14 protein-coding genes are annotated in these 18,984 nt (G+C 57.9%); 5 read left to right on the top strand and 9 right to left on the bottom strand.

Translation table 11 applies throughout. From position 1 onward, the window contains the following. The coding region (locus tag GS646_RS22520; RefSeq protein ID WP_171679267.1) for a hypothetical protein at positions 1-997 on the top strand (997 nt) is incomplete at its 5' end. 129 nt (positions 998-1,126) lie between these two features. On the opposite strand, the gene GS646_RS22525 is transcribed toward GS646_RS22520, so the two are convergent. After that, positions 1,127-2,188, bottom strand: a complete 1,062-nt coding sequence (locus GS646_RS22525) for an NAD-dependent epimerase/dehydratase family protein (RefSeq protein ID WP_171189056.1) — start codon at positions 2,186-2,188, stop codon at positions 1,127-1,129. Positions 2,189-2,420: 232 nt separating this feature from the next. Between GS646_RS22525 and GS646_RS22530 the strand changes: the two genes are divergently transcribed. After that, entirely contained in the window at positions 2,421-3,896 is a 1,476-nt protein-coding gene (locus GS646_RS22530; protein ID WP_171648892.1) for an oligosaccharide flippase family protein, read from the top strand. A 209-nt stretch (positions 3,897-4,105) separates the two neighbouring features. Further along, positions 4,106-6,304 (top strand): glycosyltransferase family 39 protein, encoded by a 2,199-nt coding sequence (locus tag GS646_RS22535; protein ID WP_171676577.1) that lies wholly within the window; start codon positions 4,106-4,108, stop codon positions 6,302-6,304. 63 nt (positions 6,305-6,367) lie between these two features. Here the strand turns inward: GS646_RS22535 and GS646_RS22540 are convergent, their stop codons facing one another. The 3 genes from GS646_RS22540 to GS646_RS22550 form a co-directional block, all read right to left on the bottom strand. Next, a complete protein-coding gene (locus GS646_RS22540) occupies positions 6,368-7,219 on the bottom strand; it encodes a class I SAM-dependent methyltransferase (protein ID WP_253746793.1) in 852 nt (283 codons plus the stop codon). Between the two features lie 83 nt (positions 7,220-7,302). After that, positions 7,303-8,016, bottom strand: coding sequence for a bifunctional 2-polyprenyl-6-hydroxyphenol methylase/3-demethylubiquinol 3-O-methyltransferase UbiG (locus GS646_RS22545; protein ID WP_171648888.1), 714 nt, complete (start codon positions 8,014-8,016; stop codon positions 7,303-7,305). Positions 8,017-8,322: 306 nt separating this feature from the next. Beyond that, positions 8,323-10,260: a right-handed parallel beta-helix repeat-containing protein gene (locus GS646_RS22550; RefSeq protein WP_171648886.1), complete on the bottom strand. Its 1,938-nt coding sequence runs from the start codon at positions 10,258-10,260 to the stop codon at positions 8,323-8,325. 534 nt (positions 10,261-10,794) lie between these two features. Between GS646_RS22550 and GS646_RS22555 the strand changes: the two genes are divergently transcribed. Together GS646_RS22555 and GS646_RS22560 are read left to right on the top strand one after the other, a co-directional pair. Beyond that, positions 10,795-12,009, top strand: a complete 1,215-nt coding sequence (locus GS646_RS22555) for a right-handed parallel beta-helix repeat-containing protein (protein ID WP_171648884.1) — start codon at positions 10,795-10,797, stop codon at positions 12,007-12,009. 71 nt (positions 12,010-12,080) lie between these two features. After that, on the top strand, positions 12,081-13,493 hold the full coding sequence (locus tag GS646_RS22560) for an O-antigen ligase (protein ID WP_171648882.1): 1,413 nt from the start codon (positions 12,081-12,083) through the stop codon (positions 13,491-13,493). Here the strand turns inward: GS646_RS22560 and GS646_RS22565 are convergent. Genes GS646_RS22565 through GS646_RS22585 form a run of 5 tightly spaced genes read right to left on the bottom strand, consistent with a single transcriptional unit; the run spans position 13,480 to position 18,800 of the window. After that, positions 13,480-14,163 carry a polysaccharide deacetylase family protein gene (locus GS646_RS22565; RefSeq protein ID WP_171648880.1) on the bottom strand — a complete coding sequence of 228 codons (684 nt, stop codon included), beginning with the start codon at positions 14,161-14,163 and terminating at the stop codon, positions 13,480-13,482. The genes GS646_RS22560 and GS646_RS22565 overlap by 14 nt on opposite strands. Next, positions 14,160-15,203: a GNAT family N-acetyltransferase gene (locus GS646_RS22570; protein ID WP_171648878.1), complete on the bottom strand. Its 1,044-nt coding sequence runs from the start codon at positions 15,201-15,203 to the stop codon at positions 14,160-14,162. The genes GS646_RS22565 and GS646_RS22570 overlap by 4 nt, the downstream gene beginning before the upstream one ends. After that, entirely contained in the window at positions 15,203-16,147 is a 945-nt protein-coding gene (locus GS646_RS22575; protein WP_171648876.1) for a sulfotransferase, read from the bottom strand. The genes GS646_RS22570 and GS646_RS22575 overlap by 1 nt, the downstream gene beginning before the upstream one ends. Further along, the gene (locus tag GS646_RS22580; RefSeq protein ID WP_171648874.1) at positions 16,144-17,241 is read right to left on the bottom strand and encodes a glycosyltransferase family 2 protein; all 1,098 of its coding nucleotides are present in this window, start codon (positions 17,239-17,241) and stop codon (positions 16,144-16,146) included. The genes GS646_RS22575 and GS646_RS22580 overlap by 4 nt, the downstream gene beginning before the upstream one ends. Continuing rightward, positions 17,238-18,800 carry an oligosaccharide flippase family protein gene (locus GS646_RS22585; protein ID WP_171678595.1) on the bottom strand — a complete coding sequence of 521 codons (1,563 nt, stop codon included), beginning with the start codon at positions 18,798-18,800 and terminating at the stop codon, positions 17,238-17,240. Before GS646_RS22585 ends, GS646_RS22580 begins: the two co-directional genes overlap by 4 nt. Between the last annotated feature and the right edge of the window lie 184 nt (positions 18,801-18,984).

Here is an 18,984-nt window from a genome sequence, read left to right on the forward strand (position 1 = left end):
GGGCGACGAGATTCAGGCTCTGATACAGGCTGAACGGGTCTATACCCTGTCCACGGCGTCCGAGTTGATGCGGCTGTATCGGTGGGAGCCCAGAAGCTGGTTCATGAACCCCTACGGCTATTATCGCAGCGTCGAAAACCGGGCGGACGGGCCATATCCTGCGGATTGGTGGCAACAGGAACGGGACAAGGCCCGCGCGTTTCTGGACGATGGTACTGTACGCTTCAAGGCATCGCTCATGCGGCAGGTGGACAGGTTCCACGACGCAAAATTCCCCGAGCATACGCTGGGGTTGCAGTTGCGGGGCTCGGACAAGTTCGATTTTGGCGTCGGGCCCAACCTGTCCAGAAAGGTCGTCCCCGAAGAGTATTTCCCTTATATCAACCGCTATCTGGCCGAGCATCCGGACTGTGGCGGCATATTTGTGGCCACCGATCAGCGGCAGTGGCTCAAGGATCTGGAAAAGGCCTATCCGGACAAGATCATTTCCTATTCAGAAAAATCCCTCAGCGATACGGATGATAACCGCTTTCATGATGCCGACGAAAAGGCCGCGCGCGGGATCGAGGTTCTTGTGGATCTGTTGCTGCTGTCGCGGTGCCAGTACATCATAAAATGCCACGCGGCCGTCGGCGAGATGGCAGCAACCCTGAACCGGGATGTGGATTTCATCGACCTGAACTATCAGACGCAACCGATGCGGGCGCGCCGCAAGGCCCTGTCCGTTGTTGCCGTGCCTTGTATCAGGCTGCTCTGCGCGCTGTGGAAAATGCTGTCCGAGAACGGTCTGGCGCTGGAAAAGGTTGTCTCGGTTCAGGAAGACACAGTCATGGTGGGATCCCGCCCGCGCCCGCTGAACACGAAAGTGGCCGAGGGGGAAAAGGCCCCAAAGCCACCTCTGATGTCGGGGCGTTTCATTTCTGCGGGGTTTGATTGGGTGCTCCGGTCGTTGGCCGAAATGTGTTTCGACTATGAAAAGATCGACCGTCCAGGCTAGACCCTGCGGCGCGTAGGGCAGGGGGCGCACTGAAATAAAGAGAAACACCCGAAGTATCAGCGACTTAAGCGGCCTATGCTTCGGGTGTTTCGATGTTTTCAGAGACCAGGGTCCGGGGCCGTGCCCGGTTCAGCTGGCCTGTGCGCGGGCGATCTGCCGCCCTGGTTTCTCCAGTCCGCGTTCTGTCAGGGATTCCTCGAAATCCTGCGCCAGAGCCTCGCGGTCATGGCTGTCGAAATACCAGCGGATCGTACGGTCCAGCCCGTCCGAGAAGCTGACTTCGGGCTCCCAGTCTAACAGGGTCTTGGCCAGGCTGTTATCGGCCACCCGGTTGTATGGGCCGGTTGGTTTGCTCAGATCTCGCTTGATCTCGGCATCGCGGTTGGTGCGCTCAAGGATCATCTGTGCGGCCTGCAAAACGGATGTGCGTTCCATTGTGCCCAGGTTGATCGCGGTGCCGTCCTCGATCCGCTCAGCTGCGCGGATCGTGCCTTCGACGATATCCGATACATAGGTCCAGTTGCGGATCTGTTCTCCGGTACCCCAGACGATAAAGGGGTTCTGCTGCAGGAACGCCCGCCCGATCATTGCAACCACCGCGTGGTTAGCCGGGCAGCGTTCGCCATAGGCGGTGAAATAGCGCACCGAGGCGCATTTGAACCCATGCTCTTCGTGATAGGCCTTGAGCGACAGCTCTGCCATCAGCTTGGCCCAACCATAAAGGTCATCGGCCTCATAGGGCGGTTTCACCAGATCTTCGGTCAGATACAGGGTCTCGCTGGGGTCAGCCTGGATGCTGGTCGGATAGACACAGCCCGAGGACGCGAAGGTAAATTGTTCAACCCCGGCCTTGTGCGCCTCGCGGATCATGATGCTGTCCAGCGCCAGATTGGTCGAACAGGCCGCCTGGTGGGTGCTGATATAGCCGCGCCCGCCATGGGTGGCGGCCAGGTGAAACACGACATTCATGTCCGATACGGCCTTGGCGGCGGTTGTCGGGTCCAGCAGGTCAGCCTCGGCAAATTCCACCCGGCCGCTTTGCAGGACGTCGTCGATATTTTCGCGAATTCCGCTGGAAAGGTCGTCAACAACCCGGACATATGCGCCGCGCTTGACCAGGCTTTCCACAAGATGGGATCCGATAAAAGAACACCCGCCTGTCACGAGCACGTTCTTTGAAGACCAATCCATTTTTCAATCCTTTCAAACCAACTCAATCTGTACATTCGCCGCCCGCGCAATCCGATGGCCGCAGAAAACCGGGCCAGCTTGGGCAAACGCCGATAAAACAATGAACGCTCCACCGTTCCGATGAAAACTCTGACGGCAAAAATCCCGCCCGTCAACAACCCCGATTGACAGCTTTTGCTGCGTGTGCACGCTTTTGTTTCAGACGGCCGGGTCGTGTGGAATTTGCGATCGAATGGCCGCCGTCGGAAACCTGTTTGCCAGCAACGGAATGTCGATGAAACGAGAGTTCACCACCAGCGTGGCCTGGAGCACAGCAGCCAGCTGGGTGGAGCAAATTGCAGCAGCCCTTATTTTTCTGGTCATTGCCAAGCTGATCGGGGTGGAAAGCTTTGGCATTGTTTCGATGGCGTTTGCCTTCCTGTTTCTGGGTGAGTTTCTGGTCCGTGACACGATCGCTGAGGCCATCGTCGAGCGGCACAAAATTGAACCCGGACGGCTCGAGGCCACCTTTGCTGTTCTGATGGCCCTTTCCGTGGTGATCGTTCTTGTTTTGGTGGTAATCGCGCATATCGCGGCGATTGTTTACAAAGAGCCAATTGTCACCCCGCTGCTGATTGCGGCCAGCCCGACCGTTCTGATGATCGCCGCGGCGGGGGTTCCGCTGGCGCTGCTCAGGCGGCGGTTGGCATATAAGACACTGGCGATCCGCACGGTTGTCGGGGTGATGCTGGGGGGGAGCGTGGGCATCGGGATGGCGCTGAACGGGTTTGGCGCCTGGAGCCTTGTGGGTCAGCGCCTGACCGAAATTGCGGTCAACAGCCTTCTGACCTTTATCGCAGCAGGGTGGGTGCCCAGAAAATGGCCTTCCCGGTCTGAACTGGCGCTGGTGCGGGGACTGGGGCCTCGGGTTCTGCAATTGCGGTTTGTGACACTGGTCATCTTTCAGACACCAACTGTCATGCTGGGTTATTTTGCCGATCCGCGTGCGGTGGGCTTGTTTGCCTTTGCCGCGCGGCTGGCCGAGATCGTTCTGACCGTGTTTGTCAAAAACCTTCAGGGCGTGGCGCAATCGGTCGTAGCCGAGCTGCGCCGCAAGCGGGACGCGACGGCGGGATTTTATCTGGACCTGACTGAACTTGCCGCTATCAGCGGCTTTGTGGCCTATGCGGGTTTGGCCCTGATTTCTTATCCTTTGGTCGAACTTCTTCTGGGCCCCGACTGGCGCGAGGCCGGTCAGATCCTGCCTTTCTTGTGCCTGGCTTATGCGGTGATTTCTCTGACGTCCATTCAAGAGGCCTATCTGCTGGCCGTCGACAGGCCGAAACCCTTTTTATGGGCTACCCTTGCAGAGGCCGTCCTTGGCCTGATCCTGATTGCCTTGGCCAGCCGGTACGGCCCGGTTGCAACCGCTGCTGCCGTGGCGGTACGGGCACTGGTGGCCCTACCGCTGCGCATGAGGGCGACCCATGTGCCCGAGGGCATTTCGGCCCTGCAGTTTCTGCGTGTCCTCAAGGCACCGCTGGTCCTTGCCGCAGGGATGTCCTTGATTGTCGGGACATGGCGGCTGGCGATGCTTGGTCATATTCCCGATGCGCTTTATGTTGCGTCGGCAATTCTGATCGGGGCCGGATCTGTGGGTTTGATCCTGTTTTGCTTCATGCCGGGCGCTGTTGCCCGGCTGCGCACGTTTACGCATGCCTCGCCATGAAGGGGGGTGGGATGTTAAAGTTGGTTTTAAAATGAAACGTCCCGGGGAGAGCCGCCATTGATCCGAAAGCTGTTCCTCGTCGTTGACGTATAGGGTGTTTGAGTACCATCAGGTTGTGACCGGAGGTCCGCTGATGACACATCGCGGTTTTTTGGGGATTTTTCGGCAAAAGGGATTGGGTCTGTAATTGTGTTACGAGTGAGATTGGTATGATGAACGATGCGCAGAATGTGACGGGCTCAGAGGGTAGCCCACTGATCCTGCCCAGGATTGCCCTAGGGCTTTGCGCCATGGCCCTGTTTGTGCTTGCCCTGACCGGGGCTGTCAGCCCGGCGGCTTTGTCTCGTGTCGAATACTGGTGGCTGATGATTGCCTCGGTTGCGGTGCTTGCGATCAGCGTCACCTTGCGTACGCCCTGGCAGCTGGCTGGTCTGGCCGCTGCGCTTTTTGTGGCCGGGCTGGGGGCGCAGCTGGCTATACGAAGCCCGGTCTGGTTTCAGCATGTCCGTTTTTCGCCGCCGCTTTTCGTATATTCCATGCTGGCCGTGATCGCGGCCCAGGGGGCCGCGACCGCGCTGGTATGGTGGCGGCACAGGCTTGTGGGTCACGTCATCCGGGCGTGTTCAGATCTGGGGTGGGTGCGTGTGGTTCTGTTCCTGCTGGTGATGGTTGCGGCGTCAAAGGGGGTGATGGATTTCATCGCCTCTGAAACCTATCCCAGACTGGTTAAACATGTGATCATCGGTTCCCTATTCGCGGGCCTGAACCTTGCAAGTTTCGTCGCCATTCTGGCCGCCATGCCAGCAGACAGGCTGACCGGCCTGAGCACGCGGCTTGCGAAATCGCTCAGCCTGCCCGGAAGCGGCGATGAGATACGCAGATTTGACCGGGCCTTTCCCTATTGCCTGGCGATCGGGCTTTTCCTGATCTCAACCCTGATCAGCTTGGCGGCGTTCAGGGGCGTGCCGCATCTGGACGATATTCTATATGTCTTCCATGCCCGCTATCTTGCCGACGGTCTGGTGACGCTGCCGATCCCACCGTCAACCGACGCATTCGACCACTACCTGATGGACAGCTATCAGGACCGATGGTTTGTGACCACGTTTCCCGGTTGGCCGGTGCTATTGGCCTTTGGTCTGCAGATCGGAATGCCCTGGATCGTCAACCCGTTGCTGGCGGCCATCAGCGTGCTGCTGCTGCATCGCTTTATGAGGGTGCTGACCGATCGGGGGACCGCCAATCTTGCGGCCCTGCTTATGGCGATCTCGCCCTGGTACATCTCGATGGCGGCGACGCAGCTGATCCATACCTTCACCTATGCTTTGATCCTGGGGGCCTGGGTCCTGTTGTTGAAGGCACGGGAACGCCCCTCGGTTCTCTTGCCGTTTATTGCCGGGGCGCTTTTGGGGTGGCTTGTGATGACCAGACCGCTGGAAGGGTTCTACATGGGGGTGCTGACGGGGCTGTGGACGCTGAGTTTTCTGAAAGACAAACGTCATTGGCAGACCGTCATTGCCTTTGGTCTGGGCTGTATCGCGGTCGGGGGGCTGATTTTTCCTTATGTGATCCACCTGACCGGAGATGCGTTCTCGACCCCGTTGAACACCTATTACGACAAGTTCTGGGGTCCGGGATCCAACGCATTGGGATTTGGCCCTGATATCGGCGCACCCGATTGGGGCAATGTCGACGTCTTCAAGGGGCACAGCCCGTTGGAAGCCCTGATCAACGCGCAGCAGAACCTGTATGAGCTCAACTTCTCATTGTTCGGTTGGGGTGGGACATCGCTGGCCTTCGCGCTGTTCTTCGTCTTGTGGGGCCAATGGACCCGACTGACCGCCGCGATGGCCGTGATCATCGTTGTGACGGCCGGGTTTTACGCCCTGTTCTGGTTCTATGGCGGGTTTTTTGCCGGACCACGCTATTGGTTCATGATGATCGTGCCGCTGCTGATCCTGACCGCCTTTGGGGTGGTGAGTGCTGTGCAGAGGTTGACCCGCATCTACCCTGCGGCTCTGGTGGCGCAGCGGATCGGCGGCGGGATTGTCCTGTTGTGCCTGTGCTCGGTTCTGGTGTTCGAAAGCTGGTTGGGGTTCAACCGATACCCCGGGATCAATGGCTATCACGCGGAATATCAGGACCTTGCCCGGCAGGAGCAATACCGTAACAGTCTGATGTTCATCTCGACAGATGTGGACAAAGAGTTCGGCAGCGCCTTCTGGCTGAACGATTTCAGCGCCACTTCGGACAGCCCTCTTTTTGCGCGTGATCTGGGACCTGAAAGCAATCGTGACATTGCCGCAGCTTATCCGGACCGGGTGATCTTCTTCGTCGATGGGCGTTCATCAACCCGGGATCGGGTGGCGGTGATCAGCGGCCCCGTCTCTCTGGCTGATTTGGAGTAACGCCGCCCGTGCAGGGCTGCTGCGGTCCCGGCAATGGCTGGGGTCGGACCCTCTGACGGAGTGTCAGAAATACTCCTTCAGTCTCTTGGAGCGTTTGATGTCGGAAGGCAGCGCAATCAGGTGCCGCGCCAGTCGGGCGAGGGTTCTCATGCCCGGAATGGCTTTCAGCGCCGACATGCTCTGAGATTTGTTCAGAAACTGCTCATAGGCCTGGTTGTCGGCGTGCCGGAAATCCTTTGCATCGAGGTCCTTTCCGCCATTGTCGGTTGGGGCCGAGGCGACGGAGGTTGCCTTGCGGTTTACTTCGAACACGACGAAAGATTCATAGAAACGGATCCCCCAGACCCGCTTTTCTGACGCCTCGGAGACCAGCTTGGAAAAGCGTTTGTTGATGCGATCCACCATGTTTGTGGCGTATTTTATGAATGAGCGGCTCTTGAACCCGAACCCTTCCATGTAAGAGGTGTGGGTGTCCTCGACGACCAGCAGACCGCCTTCGCGGATATGCGGCAGCAGGCATTCGGTGGTGATGATCTGTTGTTCGTATGTGTGGCCGCCATCATCCAGAAGGATGTCAATTTCGCCGACCTGTTTGGCCAAATTTTCCAGAAAGTCCGGATCGCTCTGGCTGCCTATGAAGATTTCGAACCCTTCCTGTTCCCATCGCTTTGCCTCGGGGTTCAGCTCAACGCCGATGATGCGGGCCTGGGGGCCAAAGAACTCGCGCCACATGAACAATGAGCCACCGCCCAGAACCCCGATCTCGATAAAGGTGATGTCCTTGCCGATATAGGGCGTAAAAAGCGTGTCATACACATCGAAATAGGTGCTGTGTTTTTTACTTTTATAGGGACTGTTCTGATAGGCCTGATAGCTTTTGGAGTTCATCATCACGTTTGCCTTGGATCGTACCATTTAAGAAATCTACAGAGTTGGGCGCAGCTCGGGGTTTCTGGATCTGAGCTTATCGAAAGAAACAGGGGGCGGGCGCAAAATCCTCATTTTCGGGTCATGATAATGGCGTAGGACGAATAGAACGACCATTCTTTGCGGGCGCACATGCGTGACAGACCCGCATCCAGCTGCCGCAGACCGAACAGCTTATCATAATAGTGGTGCCCGTAATACTCATGCACCTTGATGTCGGAAAACCCGACATCCGCCAGCGCGTTCTGCATATACCGGGTCGAACCGCGACACAGCGAGTAATAGGCAGGGAATTTGCCAGTGTTCTTGTTGTCGAAGCGCCGGGGCTGCAACAGTTGAACCGCCTTGCGGGTGAGCTGTTCGGGAAACAGCCAGTTGATCAGGAAAGGCGAGGCAAAGATGGTCGGAACCAGGTGAATGGCCAGGCCGCCATCTGCCAGAAGATGGTGCATGTTTTTGTGGAACTGCTTGCCGTCCGGCATGTGCTCGCCGCAGAATTTCGACATGATCAGGTCGAATCTCTGGTCCACATGGCTGACATCGCCACAAGCATTGATCTGTAATGTGTCGAATTCATCCGAGACGTGGGCCAGTTCTTCGGCGCTGATGTCGCTGATGGTAAAGGACTGGACATGATCGGGCAGGGGTCTGTCGCTGGTCGAACGGCTGGTTGTCCCGCCGATTTCCATGATCCGGGCCGGTTTTTCATTCGTGATGACGTCCCAGATCGTATCCAGGTAATCCCGCCTGCATTCGGTATGCCAGCGTATGTCCGATGTCGCCATTCATTCCTCCGAAACCCGGCTTTGGATGCAGCGCTTCACCAAAAGCCAAAAATATTTACCAACGCCTTGCGCCCGCCACAGAAAACAGGCGCGACAAAGAAGCTCTTTTTAATACATGTGGCACGGATGTGCCGTGATCGTCTGACTGATCTTTTAGATGAATGAATGCAACTCCTAAAGACAGATGCCCAGAGGTTTGCACGTTTTGCGCGACATGGGGTCGGAAAAGACCTGAGCGGGCCCCAGAAACTGAAGCCCGCTCATGTCATGGTAATCAATCACCCTCGTTTGGGGGGATTTTTGCCGTCAGGCGAACAAATCATAAAGGTGTCCAAAAGACCCTTCGAAGGTATTCGCATCATCTTCAGTTGCAAAGAAGTCACCGAAGCCCCGGACCTGTTCCTGACCGCCCGTATACCAGCCGAAGCCTTGGGGTATATTGTAGGCGCTGTTGTCATCGGAAAAGGTTTGAAACTGCCTGGCGGCTTGATTGACGAACAGGTTGATCTGGTCTGGTGCGTCGTTGTTCCGGTCCAAATTCATGAACTGGAAGTTGTCACGAAGGCCACCATCCCTGTTTGACACTGCCGCAAAAAGATTTCCGCTCTGGCTGGCATTGTTCGCCGTCGCAAAAAGGCTGTTGCTTTGGCCGGCATTGTTTGCTGCCGCAAAAAGATTGCCGTTTTGGTTCGCGTTGAAGGAGAACCAGGAATTGAAATCGGGTTCTGAGCTGCCTCCGCCCCGATGCAGGTCGATGGCAACGTAGACGGCTTCGGGCCCGACACTTCCTCCTGAAGTGTCGATCGGTGTGGCGGGGGGGGTACTCCCAACAGTTGACTGACCGGTGCTGGGTTGCTGCTGCCCGCCAGTTGTCTGCTGATTGTCGACAATCGGTTGTCCGGTGCCCGTATCGGGCTGATCTGGATCGGTTGCGGGTTGGTTCGAGCCTGTATCGGGTTGGTCAGCGCCGCTCGCGGGTTGATCCGGGTCTGTTGTGGGTTGGTCCGTTCCCGGCTGATTTGCAGGAGGCGGGGTCGGACTAATGGAAGGCTGACTCCCTCCGTTCGTCGGAGGAGACACGGGCGTATTGCTCGTCAGCAAGTCCAGAGAGGTGCCCGGAGGATTGGTGGTATAGAGCGAGCCTGCGCCCAATGTGTCGGCCAGGCTGCCAAGTTTGACGACATACTGGGTATAGCCGTTCGCCTGCGCGGTTGCCTGATAAGTAAAGTTCTGAGCATATTCGCCAGGCTGGATCAGGGCGTTGTTGGACACGTTCCAGTCGGATTGCCCTGTGTACCCACGTACCTGCGACGCGATATTGTAGTCGATCGTCACATTCTTAGAGCCCGAGGTCACGTTGATCACCGGGATCTCGATGCCACCGGTCAGAGAGGCCACATCCAGATGCAGGACCGAGTTCTGCGTGATTGTCAGCCCGTTCGCGCCATCAATGGAAATACCGTGGAAGTGGCCATTATAGATGGTGTTGCCCTGAATCAGCACGTTGTGATGCATGACATTCGGGTCGCTGGTATCTTTGCCGTCGCCTCCCATCCAGATGGTCTGGGTGTGGTCGCCATTGCCCATGTCAAAGATGTTGTCGCGGATGGTGATATTATCGCTGCCGCTGCCGTTGGCGCGCTGCACCTGGATCATGTCGCGATGATCGCTTGCCCCTGGCATCGCGCCAAAATCGTGGAAGTAGTTCTGGGCGACCAGAATGTTGTCGACATTGTCAAACACCAGACCGTCAGACCGGATGGAGTGGATATTGGTGCTGACGACGTCGACCCCGTCAGAGTTGGTGGCGATGACGCCTTTCCACCAGCTTTTGAATTCCGAATTAGTGACCGAGACATTGTCAGAGCTTTTGATGCCCAGCCCGACCCCGGTGCCCGCACCACCGGAATAATCCCCATCGAAGACCGAATTGGTGAAGGTAATGTTCGAGCTGTAGTTCACAGAAAACGGGCGTTGGAAATAGTAATCCCCGGTGCTGTAGGAGTAGTCGAAGTTGATGCTGTCGAACGTGATGTTCGAGGCCTGGTTCAGCTTGACCGTGGAAAAGCTGGCCGGGGCATTCGGATCGGCAGACTTGATTGTTACGGTCGACGCGAACTGAGTCCCGTTCAGGCTCAGATCCCCATAATCGCCTGCCGCAAGCAGAATTGTTTCGCCTCCGGTCGCCTGTGACAGAGCCTGGTTCAGCTCTGCTGCGGAGGATACTGTGATTGTTGTAGACATTCTACACCTTCTGAGTTCGTAAGCGCCCGAAAGCGCACATGATCCCGCTCACCCAGATCGGAGGAAACAGTCGCGCGACGGCGACACAGAGGCCAAAGTGCGGCTATATTTTGAAACTTGTGCCTGTTTGTAGACAATGTTGTCTAAATGCTCTGGATTTGTGAGCGTGCACGAAACTCGATACCGGGAATTGTTCCTCTTCCCTTAGCGGTTGTCGGACAATTCGCAAATTGATTCCCCTATCGCAACAATGGACACATAGCTGCCACAATTCAGGCGTGTCCTCGCGTATATCCACCAGGTGTCGGCAGGTAATTGCCCGGTGCCGTAAGGGAAGCCTGGGCCTTGCCTTTGGTGGGGCCGGTGGGGGTGCAATCGTGGGGTGGTACTCGGGTGGGGCAAGTCGCGCCTTGATAGACAGCGCCCAAAGCCTCGCCTACACTTTCCCACAGGTAGTGATTTGAAAGGTGCGTCATGTTTGGATCAAGGCTTCTTGCCCTGACGGGAGGGGTCGTTTTTCTTCTGAGTTCCGCATTGGCTGCAGAGACATCCTGTGCGACCGATGATTTCAAAATCGGACTGCCCCCCGCTGCGGCAGGGCAGGCTGTGTCAGATGCAGGATCCCTGGCGGCTGCGTTGCAACAGGCCCAGGGCGGCGAGACCTTTCTGCTGGCACCGGGGGATTACGGCGCCTTGAACCTGCGCAAGTCGTTCCAGTCGCCGGTGGTGATCCGTTCGGCGAACCCCGATAAACCCGCCTGTTTCACCGGGCTGAACCTGAAAGGGTCCAGGAATGTGACACTCGAAGGGCTCTATTTCGATTACACCTTCCGGGAAGGAGACCCGCATTTCACCGTTCCCTTCAAGGTCAGCAACAGCGAAAACATCAAGATCACGCATTCGGTTCTGGATGGTGATTATGCCTATGGGACCAACTCTGTCATCGACGGCAAGGCCTATGGGATCGGGCTGCGCATTCTTGAAAGCAACAATGTCCAGGTGATCGCGTCAGACCTGCGCAAATGGTGGGCAGCGGTTCTGACGATCCGGTCGGGGGGGCTGGTGTTCGCGGACAATCAGATCCACATCATCCGGTCAGATGGGATCGATATTGATGCCGCAACGGGGCTGACCATAGCGAGCAACCATTTCTTTGATTTCCAAAGGGCGGTGGGGTCGAAAGATCACAGCGACATGATTCAGATCATGCGGGTCACGCCCCGGGGGTCATCCGACATCGTCATTCGCGACAATATCTTTGATGTTGGTCGGGGCGACTACACGCAGACCATCTGGGCTGGTCAGGATGGAAAGGATATCAATCTGCCCGTCATGCGGCATCGCAACGTGCTGGTTGAAAACAACATGATCTACAATGCGCATATCCACGGCATATCGATTCATGGATCGGACAATATCTCGATCCGAAAAAACTCGCTGATCCATGTCCCCGGCGGCCATTCCTCTCCGGCAATCAACATCTCGTCCGACTCCAGCTCTGTGGTGATCGAACAGAATGTCACCTCGCAGATCATTGGATATGAAGGGCAGCGTGACTGGGTGGTGCTCAACAATGCCATTGTACAAAGCGAAAGCCCGTCGAAGAATGGCTTCTATGACAGTCAGTTCATTTACTATGCGCTTGGGAAGAGGCAGGGGTATAACGAATATGGCGTGCGCCCCGGCAGTCTTGTTGACAGTCTGAAGGCCGGATCGACATTGGCGGAAAGCTATCCAACACAAAAATGAGACATGATGACAGGTATGTCTGTACCCAGAATTGCATCCCCCCGCAGGCAGGCGTTTGAATGACGGTGCGCGTGGCAACCCAGACCGACACTCGGACAACAGGGCCGCTGGTCCTGATGCTATTGCTCGTATCGTTTGCAATGCCGTTCTATTTCCAGTTCCTCGGGCTGAGGCTCAGCGGGTACCGGCTTATTCTGCTTGTCTTCATGATCCCGGCTGTCTTGGGATGGCTGACGGGCAAGGCTGGCAAGATACGGTCAATTGATCTGCTGGTCGTGGCGTTTGCGTTCTGGGCCAGCCTGAGCTTTTTGGTCAACCATGGGGTTGTCGAGCTCTGGCAGTTTGTCGGGATCTTCATGATCGAAACATTGGTGCCCTATTTCATCGCCCGCACGTATATCAGGTCATTGGCGGCGTTTCGGTATTTTGTGAAATGGTTCCTGATCGTCATTCTGATCCTGCTGCCCTTTGCCATATTCGAGACCGTGACGGGCAAGACCCCGCTTCTGGATATCTTCGGTAAAGTGCTGAGCGTCTATCAGAAATGGGTGTTCCCGCCCCGGTTGGGGCTGTTGCGGGCGCAAACGACGATGCCGCATCCGATCCTGTTCGGGGTGTTCTGTGCCCCGGCCTTTGCCCTGTGCTGGTATGTACTTGGTTGGGGGAAATCCCTGTCCTCGAAACTGGGCTACGTGTCCATCGTTGGTGGGGCTGTGTTCTGCTCGCTGTCGTCCGGGGCATTCCTGAACGTCATCATTCAGGGCGCGCTGATGGGCTGGAACTGGACGTTCCGCTTTGTGAAAAGCAAGTGGAAGATCCTGCTGTCCGGTTTCGGGCTTCTGATGCTGATTGCCGAAATCGGCTCGAACCGAAATGTGTTCGAGATCTTTGCAACACATATGACACTGACGCCTGGGACAGCCTGGGCCAGGATCAATACGTTCAACTTCGCAACAGATGACATCATGCGAAATCCGATTTTCGGGATTGGCTTGAATGACTGGACCCGCCCGGCCTGGATGTATCTGCTGAACAGCGTCGACAATTTCTGGCTGGTCATCACCATGCGACATGGGTTCCCGGGGCTGTTTCTTTTGCTGGGCTCTGTGATCGCGATTTATACGCAGCTTGTCCGCAAGCCTCTGACCGGTGCGCTGGCAGATGCGCGGTTGGGCTATCTGATTTCCTTGACCGGCCTGTGTGTGTCGGCTGTGACGGTACATCTGTGGGATTCCACGTTCTGTTTCCTGATGTTCCTGCTGGGGGCATGTGTTTGGATCCTAGATGCGGATGAGACGCAGGATGGAGAGGCCAGTGCGTTGCCCGAAGCGGATGAGCAGAAAACGATGCGCTATACGCGGTTTCCCAAAGATCTGCCTCGCCCTGAAACCCAGGGGGACGCCCCGGCTCAGGTCGCGCGCGTTGCCCGAAGTTCCGGCAGACGCAGGAGGGCACCGCCGCCCCGGACGGTCAGGGCCCGATAACGGTCCAGCGTTTTCGTACCATGCCCACTGCGCGGCGCAAGCGGCGCAACGGGGCCATCCGGCCCGAGAGGATGGCGTCTAGGTCCGAGCTGTTCATGCTGCCCTGCAGTGAGGTGCGGGGGCGCAGGAACGCGTCCTGCCGGAAGCGACCTCCATCGCTGGACCAGGCTGCTGTATACCCTGCCGCCTGCAAGCCCCGCAGGACCCTGGCGTCATATAAGCCGAAGGGAATACCTGCCTCGGTCACGGGATGTCCGCAGATGTCTTCCAACTGGGTCCGCGAATCCTGCAATTCACACACCAATTCGGCCTTGTCCAATCCGGTCCAGGCAACATGCCGGATGCCGTGACTGCCGATCGCCATCCCTGCGTCTGACAACGCCCGCAGGTGCGCGGCGTCAAGCGATCCCGCCTGTCCGATGCGCCCTGTCAAAACAAAGAACCGGCCGCGCAACCCGCGCTCGACCAGGGCGGGCAGGGCAATGTCATGGTCCGACAGGTTGCTGTCGTCGAACGTGATCGTGAAACGGGTGGGGTCGGGGGCGGCCGCGATCCGGTCAAGCACGTCATGAAACTGCCGGAGCGAGAGCCAATAGGGCCTCTCGCCCGGCTCCAGATCGCGCTGCGGTGTTCCGATGCCGTGAAAGTTGATCCCCGCCAAACCGGTCATGCGCGCGCTTTCTTCAAATAGCCATGTGCCGTCTCGGCAGCGCTGACCAGAGTGGGTTTCAGGCCGCCAGGGCGGAACTCATACGGGCCCGCGGCCATCAGGTCAGTGCCGCCAGTTCGCAGCTTGAACTGTGCGACGGTGGGATTGATCTCGGGGTCCAAGCCATTCAGATCATACCACCTCAGACCTTGGTCACGGCACCGCAGGATAGAGTGCCACATCAGGAAATGGCCAGCATTGGGGCGGCGGCCCGCCTGTGTGGTGGCGCCAAAGATATAGACAGCCCTGCGCCCGGCCTGCCCGATGGTCATCCCGGCAATATCGACCCCGTCTTGTCGGGCGAACAGAACGTCATGAGAGAAATCCGGGCCCGTGAGGGTATAGTAGAATTCAGGCGGGATATCCGTCTGGAACCCCTTGGTGGTCTGAACTTCCTGGTACAAGGTCTGAAACCGCTCAGCAGCTTCCGAGATAGGCGCGATATCAAGCTCCAGACCGGATTTCAGGGCTTTGCGCAGGGCGTTTCGCCATTTCCCGTGCAAATTTTGCATCAGGGTGTCTTCGTCCTGTGCGCAGTCGATGATCACGGTGCGCTGCCGGGGCGAGCGGTCCGTTGGCTGAAAGCCTGCCGCATCTGCAATCGGGTCGAGCGCTGCCGGGTCATGCGCGATGGCTGCGGGCAGCCGTAGCCGCATGATATGGCCGGCCTTCTGCGCATAGTCACGCAAAGCGGAAAAGATGGCCTGTTGCAGATCTGGCGGCGGATACGGGTGATCCACCGGCTGGATCATCGGGCCGCCCGCAATCCAGGCGATCCCGCTGCTGAGAACCGGAACCCGTTTGATCCTGAGACAGGCGGCGGCCACCGGTGTGCCCTGCGGATCCTGCAGGCAGATGAACTCGGCTTCTGCACCAATCCGGCGAGCCGCTGCCTGCGCATAGGTGAGGGTCTGCTCAAAGGTCAGATCGTCAAACAGCGCGCTGAGGGCAGGCCAGTCTTCCGGGGCGACCCGGCGTAGGGAGAGCGCGCGCGCTGACATCAGCTTTTCACCGCCATCGGTTGGGTGGCCAGCAGACGCACCAACTGCGCTTCCTCGTCTTCGGCGAGCGGTTTTGAAGCACGCAGGGTAAACCCGGTTGGCACCGGAGCGTCGGCGCGTGGGGTTACAGGCAGGCCATGGGGTCTCAGAAATCGGGCTACATCTTTCAGGGTATGTTCAGGATTGGCGCAAAGTGCTTCGTAATCGACCCGGAGATGTCGATCCGGCCCGATATGGGCGCAATCGCGTTCAATGTCCTGCGCAACCCCAAGAACCTGTCGGCAGGCGCGTTCGATCAGGGTGTCGCCGCCCGCATTTGAAGGGCGGACGGACCACCATGCCTGCTGATCGGGTTTGGGCCCCTTGTTGCGCCGTTGCGCCCGGATGATCGAGCGGGCGGTGTCACTCGCATCGCGCCGCACCTCAAGAAACAGGCAGCTGGGAAACAGCGCATCCAGCAGCCGGACGCGGTTGGAATGCATGACATTCTTGTTGATGAAAGGCGCCTCAGCCAGTGCGGACATCCCCGCCAGCGTTGCCCGGATTTCGTCGACGGGCAGCGTCGGCAGAACGCGTTCGTCTGTCCAGGGCCCATCCTCGAGCCAGCGTTGCCAGATCCATCCGCCCTCATTTGGGGCAGCCCAGCCGGAAATATGACCGTAATCGCTTTGATAGGCGGGGGAATGGGGTGCGATCATCCATCCGCCCAGACGGGTCGCGGCCAGAGGGGTCTTGTAGAAGCGGTGCGCCAGATTCGAGAAATAGGCGAATTCGAAGCCGGTCGTCATGAGCTCATAAAACAGCGAGGTTCCAGACCGTGGGGCCCCCAGAATGAAGACATGGGGCCATCGTGCAATCGGGTGCTGTGCGATCATTCTGGATTCAAACGGGGCCAGAAGCGTATGCACCGTGCTGCGCGTGATCGATTTTGCCAGAGCTTTCATGCCGGGTGATCCGGCTTGGGATGGGGCGGCGTCTGTCCGTGTGGCGGTCTGACCAACGCGCCGAGCAGAAACAGAAACCTGGCCCGCCAGGCTTTGGCCCCTTCGTTGCCGGGTCGCAACAGGCTTTTGGGCAAGAACCAGAGGGCGCGCAGGGCATCGCCCACGGCCATCAGCAGGGTTCCGAGCCACGCCACCAGAGGGCCGCGCGTGAAGCGCAGAAACAGAATATGACCCTTGGCGATTTCAACGGATTTCCAGGGCGATATCTGCCCGGTGGACACAGCCCCGTAATGCATCAGCCGGATGTCGGGGTTGTACCGCACCTTGAGCCCGGCCTGCCGGACCCGCCAACACCATTCTGATTCCTCGCTATACATGAAGAACCGGTCATTCATCATGCCAACCTCATCGATAACATGTCTGGGCAGCATCATGAAGCACCCGGCAACGATGTCGACATCCTGTACCGTGTCGCGCGGGCGCGACGCATAACGCTGATCCCCGAACAGCCGTGTTTTTCTGAGGATGCGGTTGGGCACCAGAATGTTCCAGAAAATGCTGCTGAGAGAGATTTCGCGGAACAGCGTGGGTTGCTGTGTGCCGTTCTCCAGCGAGACATGGCCCGCCAGCACGCCGACCTCGGGGTTGGCTTCCAGATAAGCCACGGCGCGTTCAAGCGTGCCATCGTAAACCTGTGCATCGGGGTTCAGAACCAGAATGTATCGACCCTGCGCCTGCCGGATGCCGATGTTATTGCCCCAGGCATAGCCGCCATTATACCCGGCTGCGATGACGTCGATGCGGGGAAAGTCCGCTCGCAGCGCCGCAACGCTGCCATCGCTTGAGTCATTATCGATGACAATGATCTCGACCCGCAGATCGCCGCAGTGTTCCAAAATCGACCGGATCGACGCAGAGGTGATGTCACGTGTGTTGTAATTCACGATCAGCACGCTGAGATCGACAGCAGTGTCCGTCCCGCCTGCCGGGGAAGGTTCGACAGCGTGGGTCACGGCTCGGCTTCCGTCCTGATGTGGCGCCAGACATACTCGGGACCGCCCGCTGAATGCGCCCCAACCGATGTTTGGGGTCATGAGTTCTCTCCCCTCGGGCCGCGGGTGAAGACATGCCTGCACGCCCCGCCGGCAAGGTTGAGGGCTGCGCTTTCAAAGCCTTCGGGGCGTTTGGACAGATGCCACAGGAACAGATGTGCCCCGACATAGGCGATCACACCGGCCAGTACTTTGGCAAGGAAGCGGATACGCAGCAGCGGCAGATCGTCAGGTGAGTTGAAGGCCCAGCCGACCTGATCGTGGTTGCCCAAAGCGCCTCCGACCAAAAGCACCACAGCAACCATGACAAGCGTGGACACAATGCTGCGCCACGCCACAAGAATAGGTCCGAAAAAGCCGCCTGTGCCAAAATCCCGGGCCATGATCAGGGTCAGGAAAATCGCAAACACACTGGACAACCCAGTGCCGAGGATCGCGCCAAAATAGCCAAAGCTCGACCCAATGAGCATCAGCACGATGGTGACCACCAGCAGGATGCTGTTTCGGATGCACAGGCGCTTTGTATCGCCTTTGACATAGCTTGCAGACCGGACATTGGCCTGCAGGGTTTCGATGGCTTTCAAGGGGGCAAGGACCCAGATCACCTGCGCTGCGGCCAGCCATTGCCAGCCGATGACCACGATAATCATGTGGTTGGCGACCAGCGCCATGCCGACACTGACCGGGATGATGGTCCCAAGAAGAATGGCATTGGTCTGCTCAAAGGCTTTCTGCGTGGTGCCGTCGGTTCGCGAAATATGTGCCAGTGCCGGATAGATCACCCGCTCCAGGGGGGCGATGGCCTGATTTGTGAACAGCGATACCAGGCGAAAGCCGATCCGGAACGTACCCGCATCCGCCAGGCCAAGGGTCGCGCCGATGATCAACTGGGGGGTGTTTGTTGTCAGGAACTGCGTGATCTGGGCCCCCAGGGACCAGGATGAGATGTTCAGGCAGTCCCGCCAGCGGCTGAGGGTCAGTCTGGGCCACATGGGCGCGGTGGAATAGGTCCAGATGACACGGGCGACCTGGGTCAGGAAATTGGCGACGACAACCGCCCAGAAATCCCGCCAGATCCAGGCCAGAAGAATGGCAAAAACCGTGTATACAAAACGGCTTATGGCCTCTTCACCCGCCACAAAAGCAAAGCGCAGATCACGTTCCAGCAGCGGAAAGCGTGGGCTCTTGAGCGATATGAGAACCGAGATGATGCAAAGCGCCGGAATAAGCTCGGTCAGCTCTGGCAAGCCCAGCATTGGCATCAAGGGGGTGCTGAGCCAGATCAGACACGCAGCACCAAGCCCCAGCAGAACCTGCATCGTGAACACCGTGTTCAGATGCGCTTCGGTGATGTCGGGCTGGCGGATCAGCGTCATCGAGACGGCCCGCTGAATGATTTCAAGCAGCGCGACGGCAATCACGAAATAGGCAATGACACCGAAATCCGTCGGAGTAAGCAGCCGTGCAGTGACAATCAGTGTCGCAAGGCCAAGGATCTGGCTGAAGATGCTCGAGGCAAACAGCGTCGCTGCCCCTGTAACAACCGATGTCTTGCGGTTTGGAGCGCGCTGCCCCGATGCGGCTTCAGGGGGTGGTTTCAAATGCGCCATGTTCCTAAGTTTAAAACAATACTCAACTGGTTACTCCAATGTTTCCGATTTAGCATGTCGCCGGAGCCGTTCCGGGTCGATTTGGATGGGCCTGTTCTGGCAATCCTGTCGGGTCATTGATACTGAGGTAAGTGAACCTGATCCTTATGTTGCATCCACATTATTGTTGTTCAAT

Origin of the sequence: Ruegeria sp. HKCCD4315, assembly GCF_013112245.1 — a bacterium.
In the GTDB taxonomy this organism is placed as follows: domain Bacteria; phylum Pseudomonadota; class Alphaproteobacteria; order Rhodobacterales; family Rhodobacteraceae; genus Ruegeria.

What these genes read in the sequence shown, in the direction of transcription:
- GS646_RS22525 (WP_171189056.1), bottom strand. Translation starts at nt 2,188, where the DNA reads ATGGATTGGTCTTCAAAGAACGTGCTCGTGACAGGCGGGTGTTCTTTT.
- GS646_RS22530 (WP_171648892.1), top strand. Translation starts at nt 2,421, where the DNA reads ATGGCCGCCGTCGGAAACCTGTTTGCCAGCAACGGAATGTCGATGAAA.
- GS646_RS22535 (WP_171676577.1), top strand. Translation starts at nt 4,106, where the DNA reads ATGATGAACGATGCGCAGAATGTGACGGGCTCAGAGGGTAGCCCACTG.
- GS646_RS22540 (WP_253746793.1), bottom strand. Translation starts at nt 7,219, where the DNA reads ATGGTACGATCCAAGGCAAACGTGATGATGAACTCCAAAAGCTATCAG.
- GS646_RS22545 (WP_171648888.1), bottom strand. Translation starts at nt 8,016, where the DNA reads ATGGCGACATCGGACATACGCTGGCATACCGAATGCAGGCGGGATTAC.
- GS646_RS22550 (WP_171648886.1), bottom strand. Translation starts at nt 10,260, where the DNA reads ATGTCTACAACAATCACAGTATCCTCCGCAGCAGAGCTGAACCAGGCT.
- GS646_RS22565 (WP_171648880.1), bottom strand. Translation starts at nt 14,163, where the DNA reads ATGACCGGTTTGGCGGGGATCAACTTTCACGGCATCGGAACACCGCAG.
- GS646_RS22570 (WP_171648878.1), bottom strand. Translation starts at nt 15,203, where the DNA reads ATGTCAGCGCGCGCGCTCTCCCTACGCCGGGTCGCCCCGGAAGACTGG.
- GS646_RS22575 (WP_171648876.1), bottom strand. Translation starts at nt 16,147, where the DNA reads ATGAAAGCTCTGGCAAAATCGATCACGCGCAGCACGGTGCATACGCTT.
- GS646_RS22580 (WP_171648874.1), bottom strand. Translation starts at nt 17,241, where the DNA reads ATGACCCCAAACATCGGTTGGGGCGCATTCAGCGGGCGGTCCCGAGTA.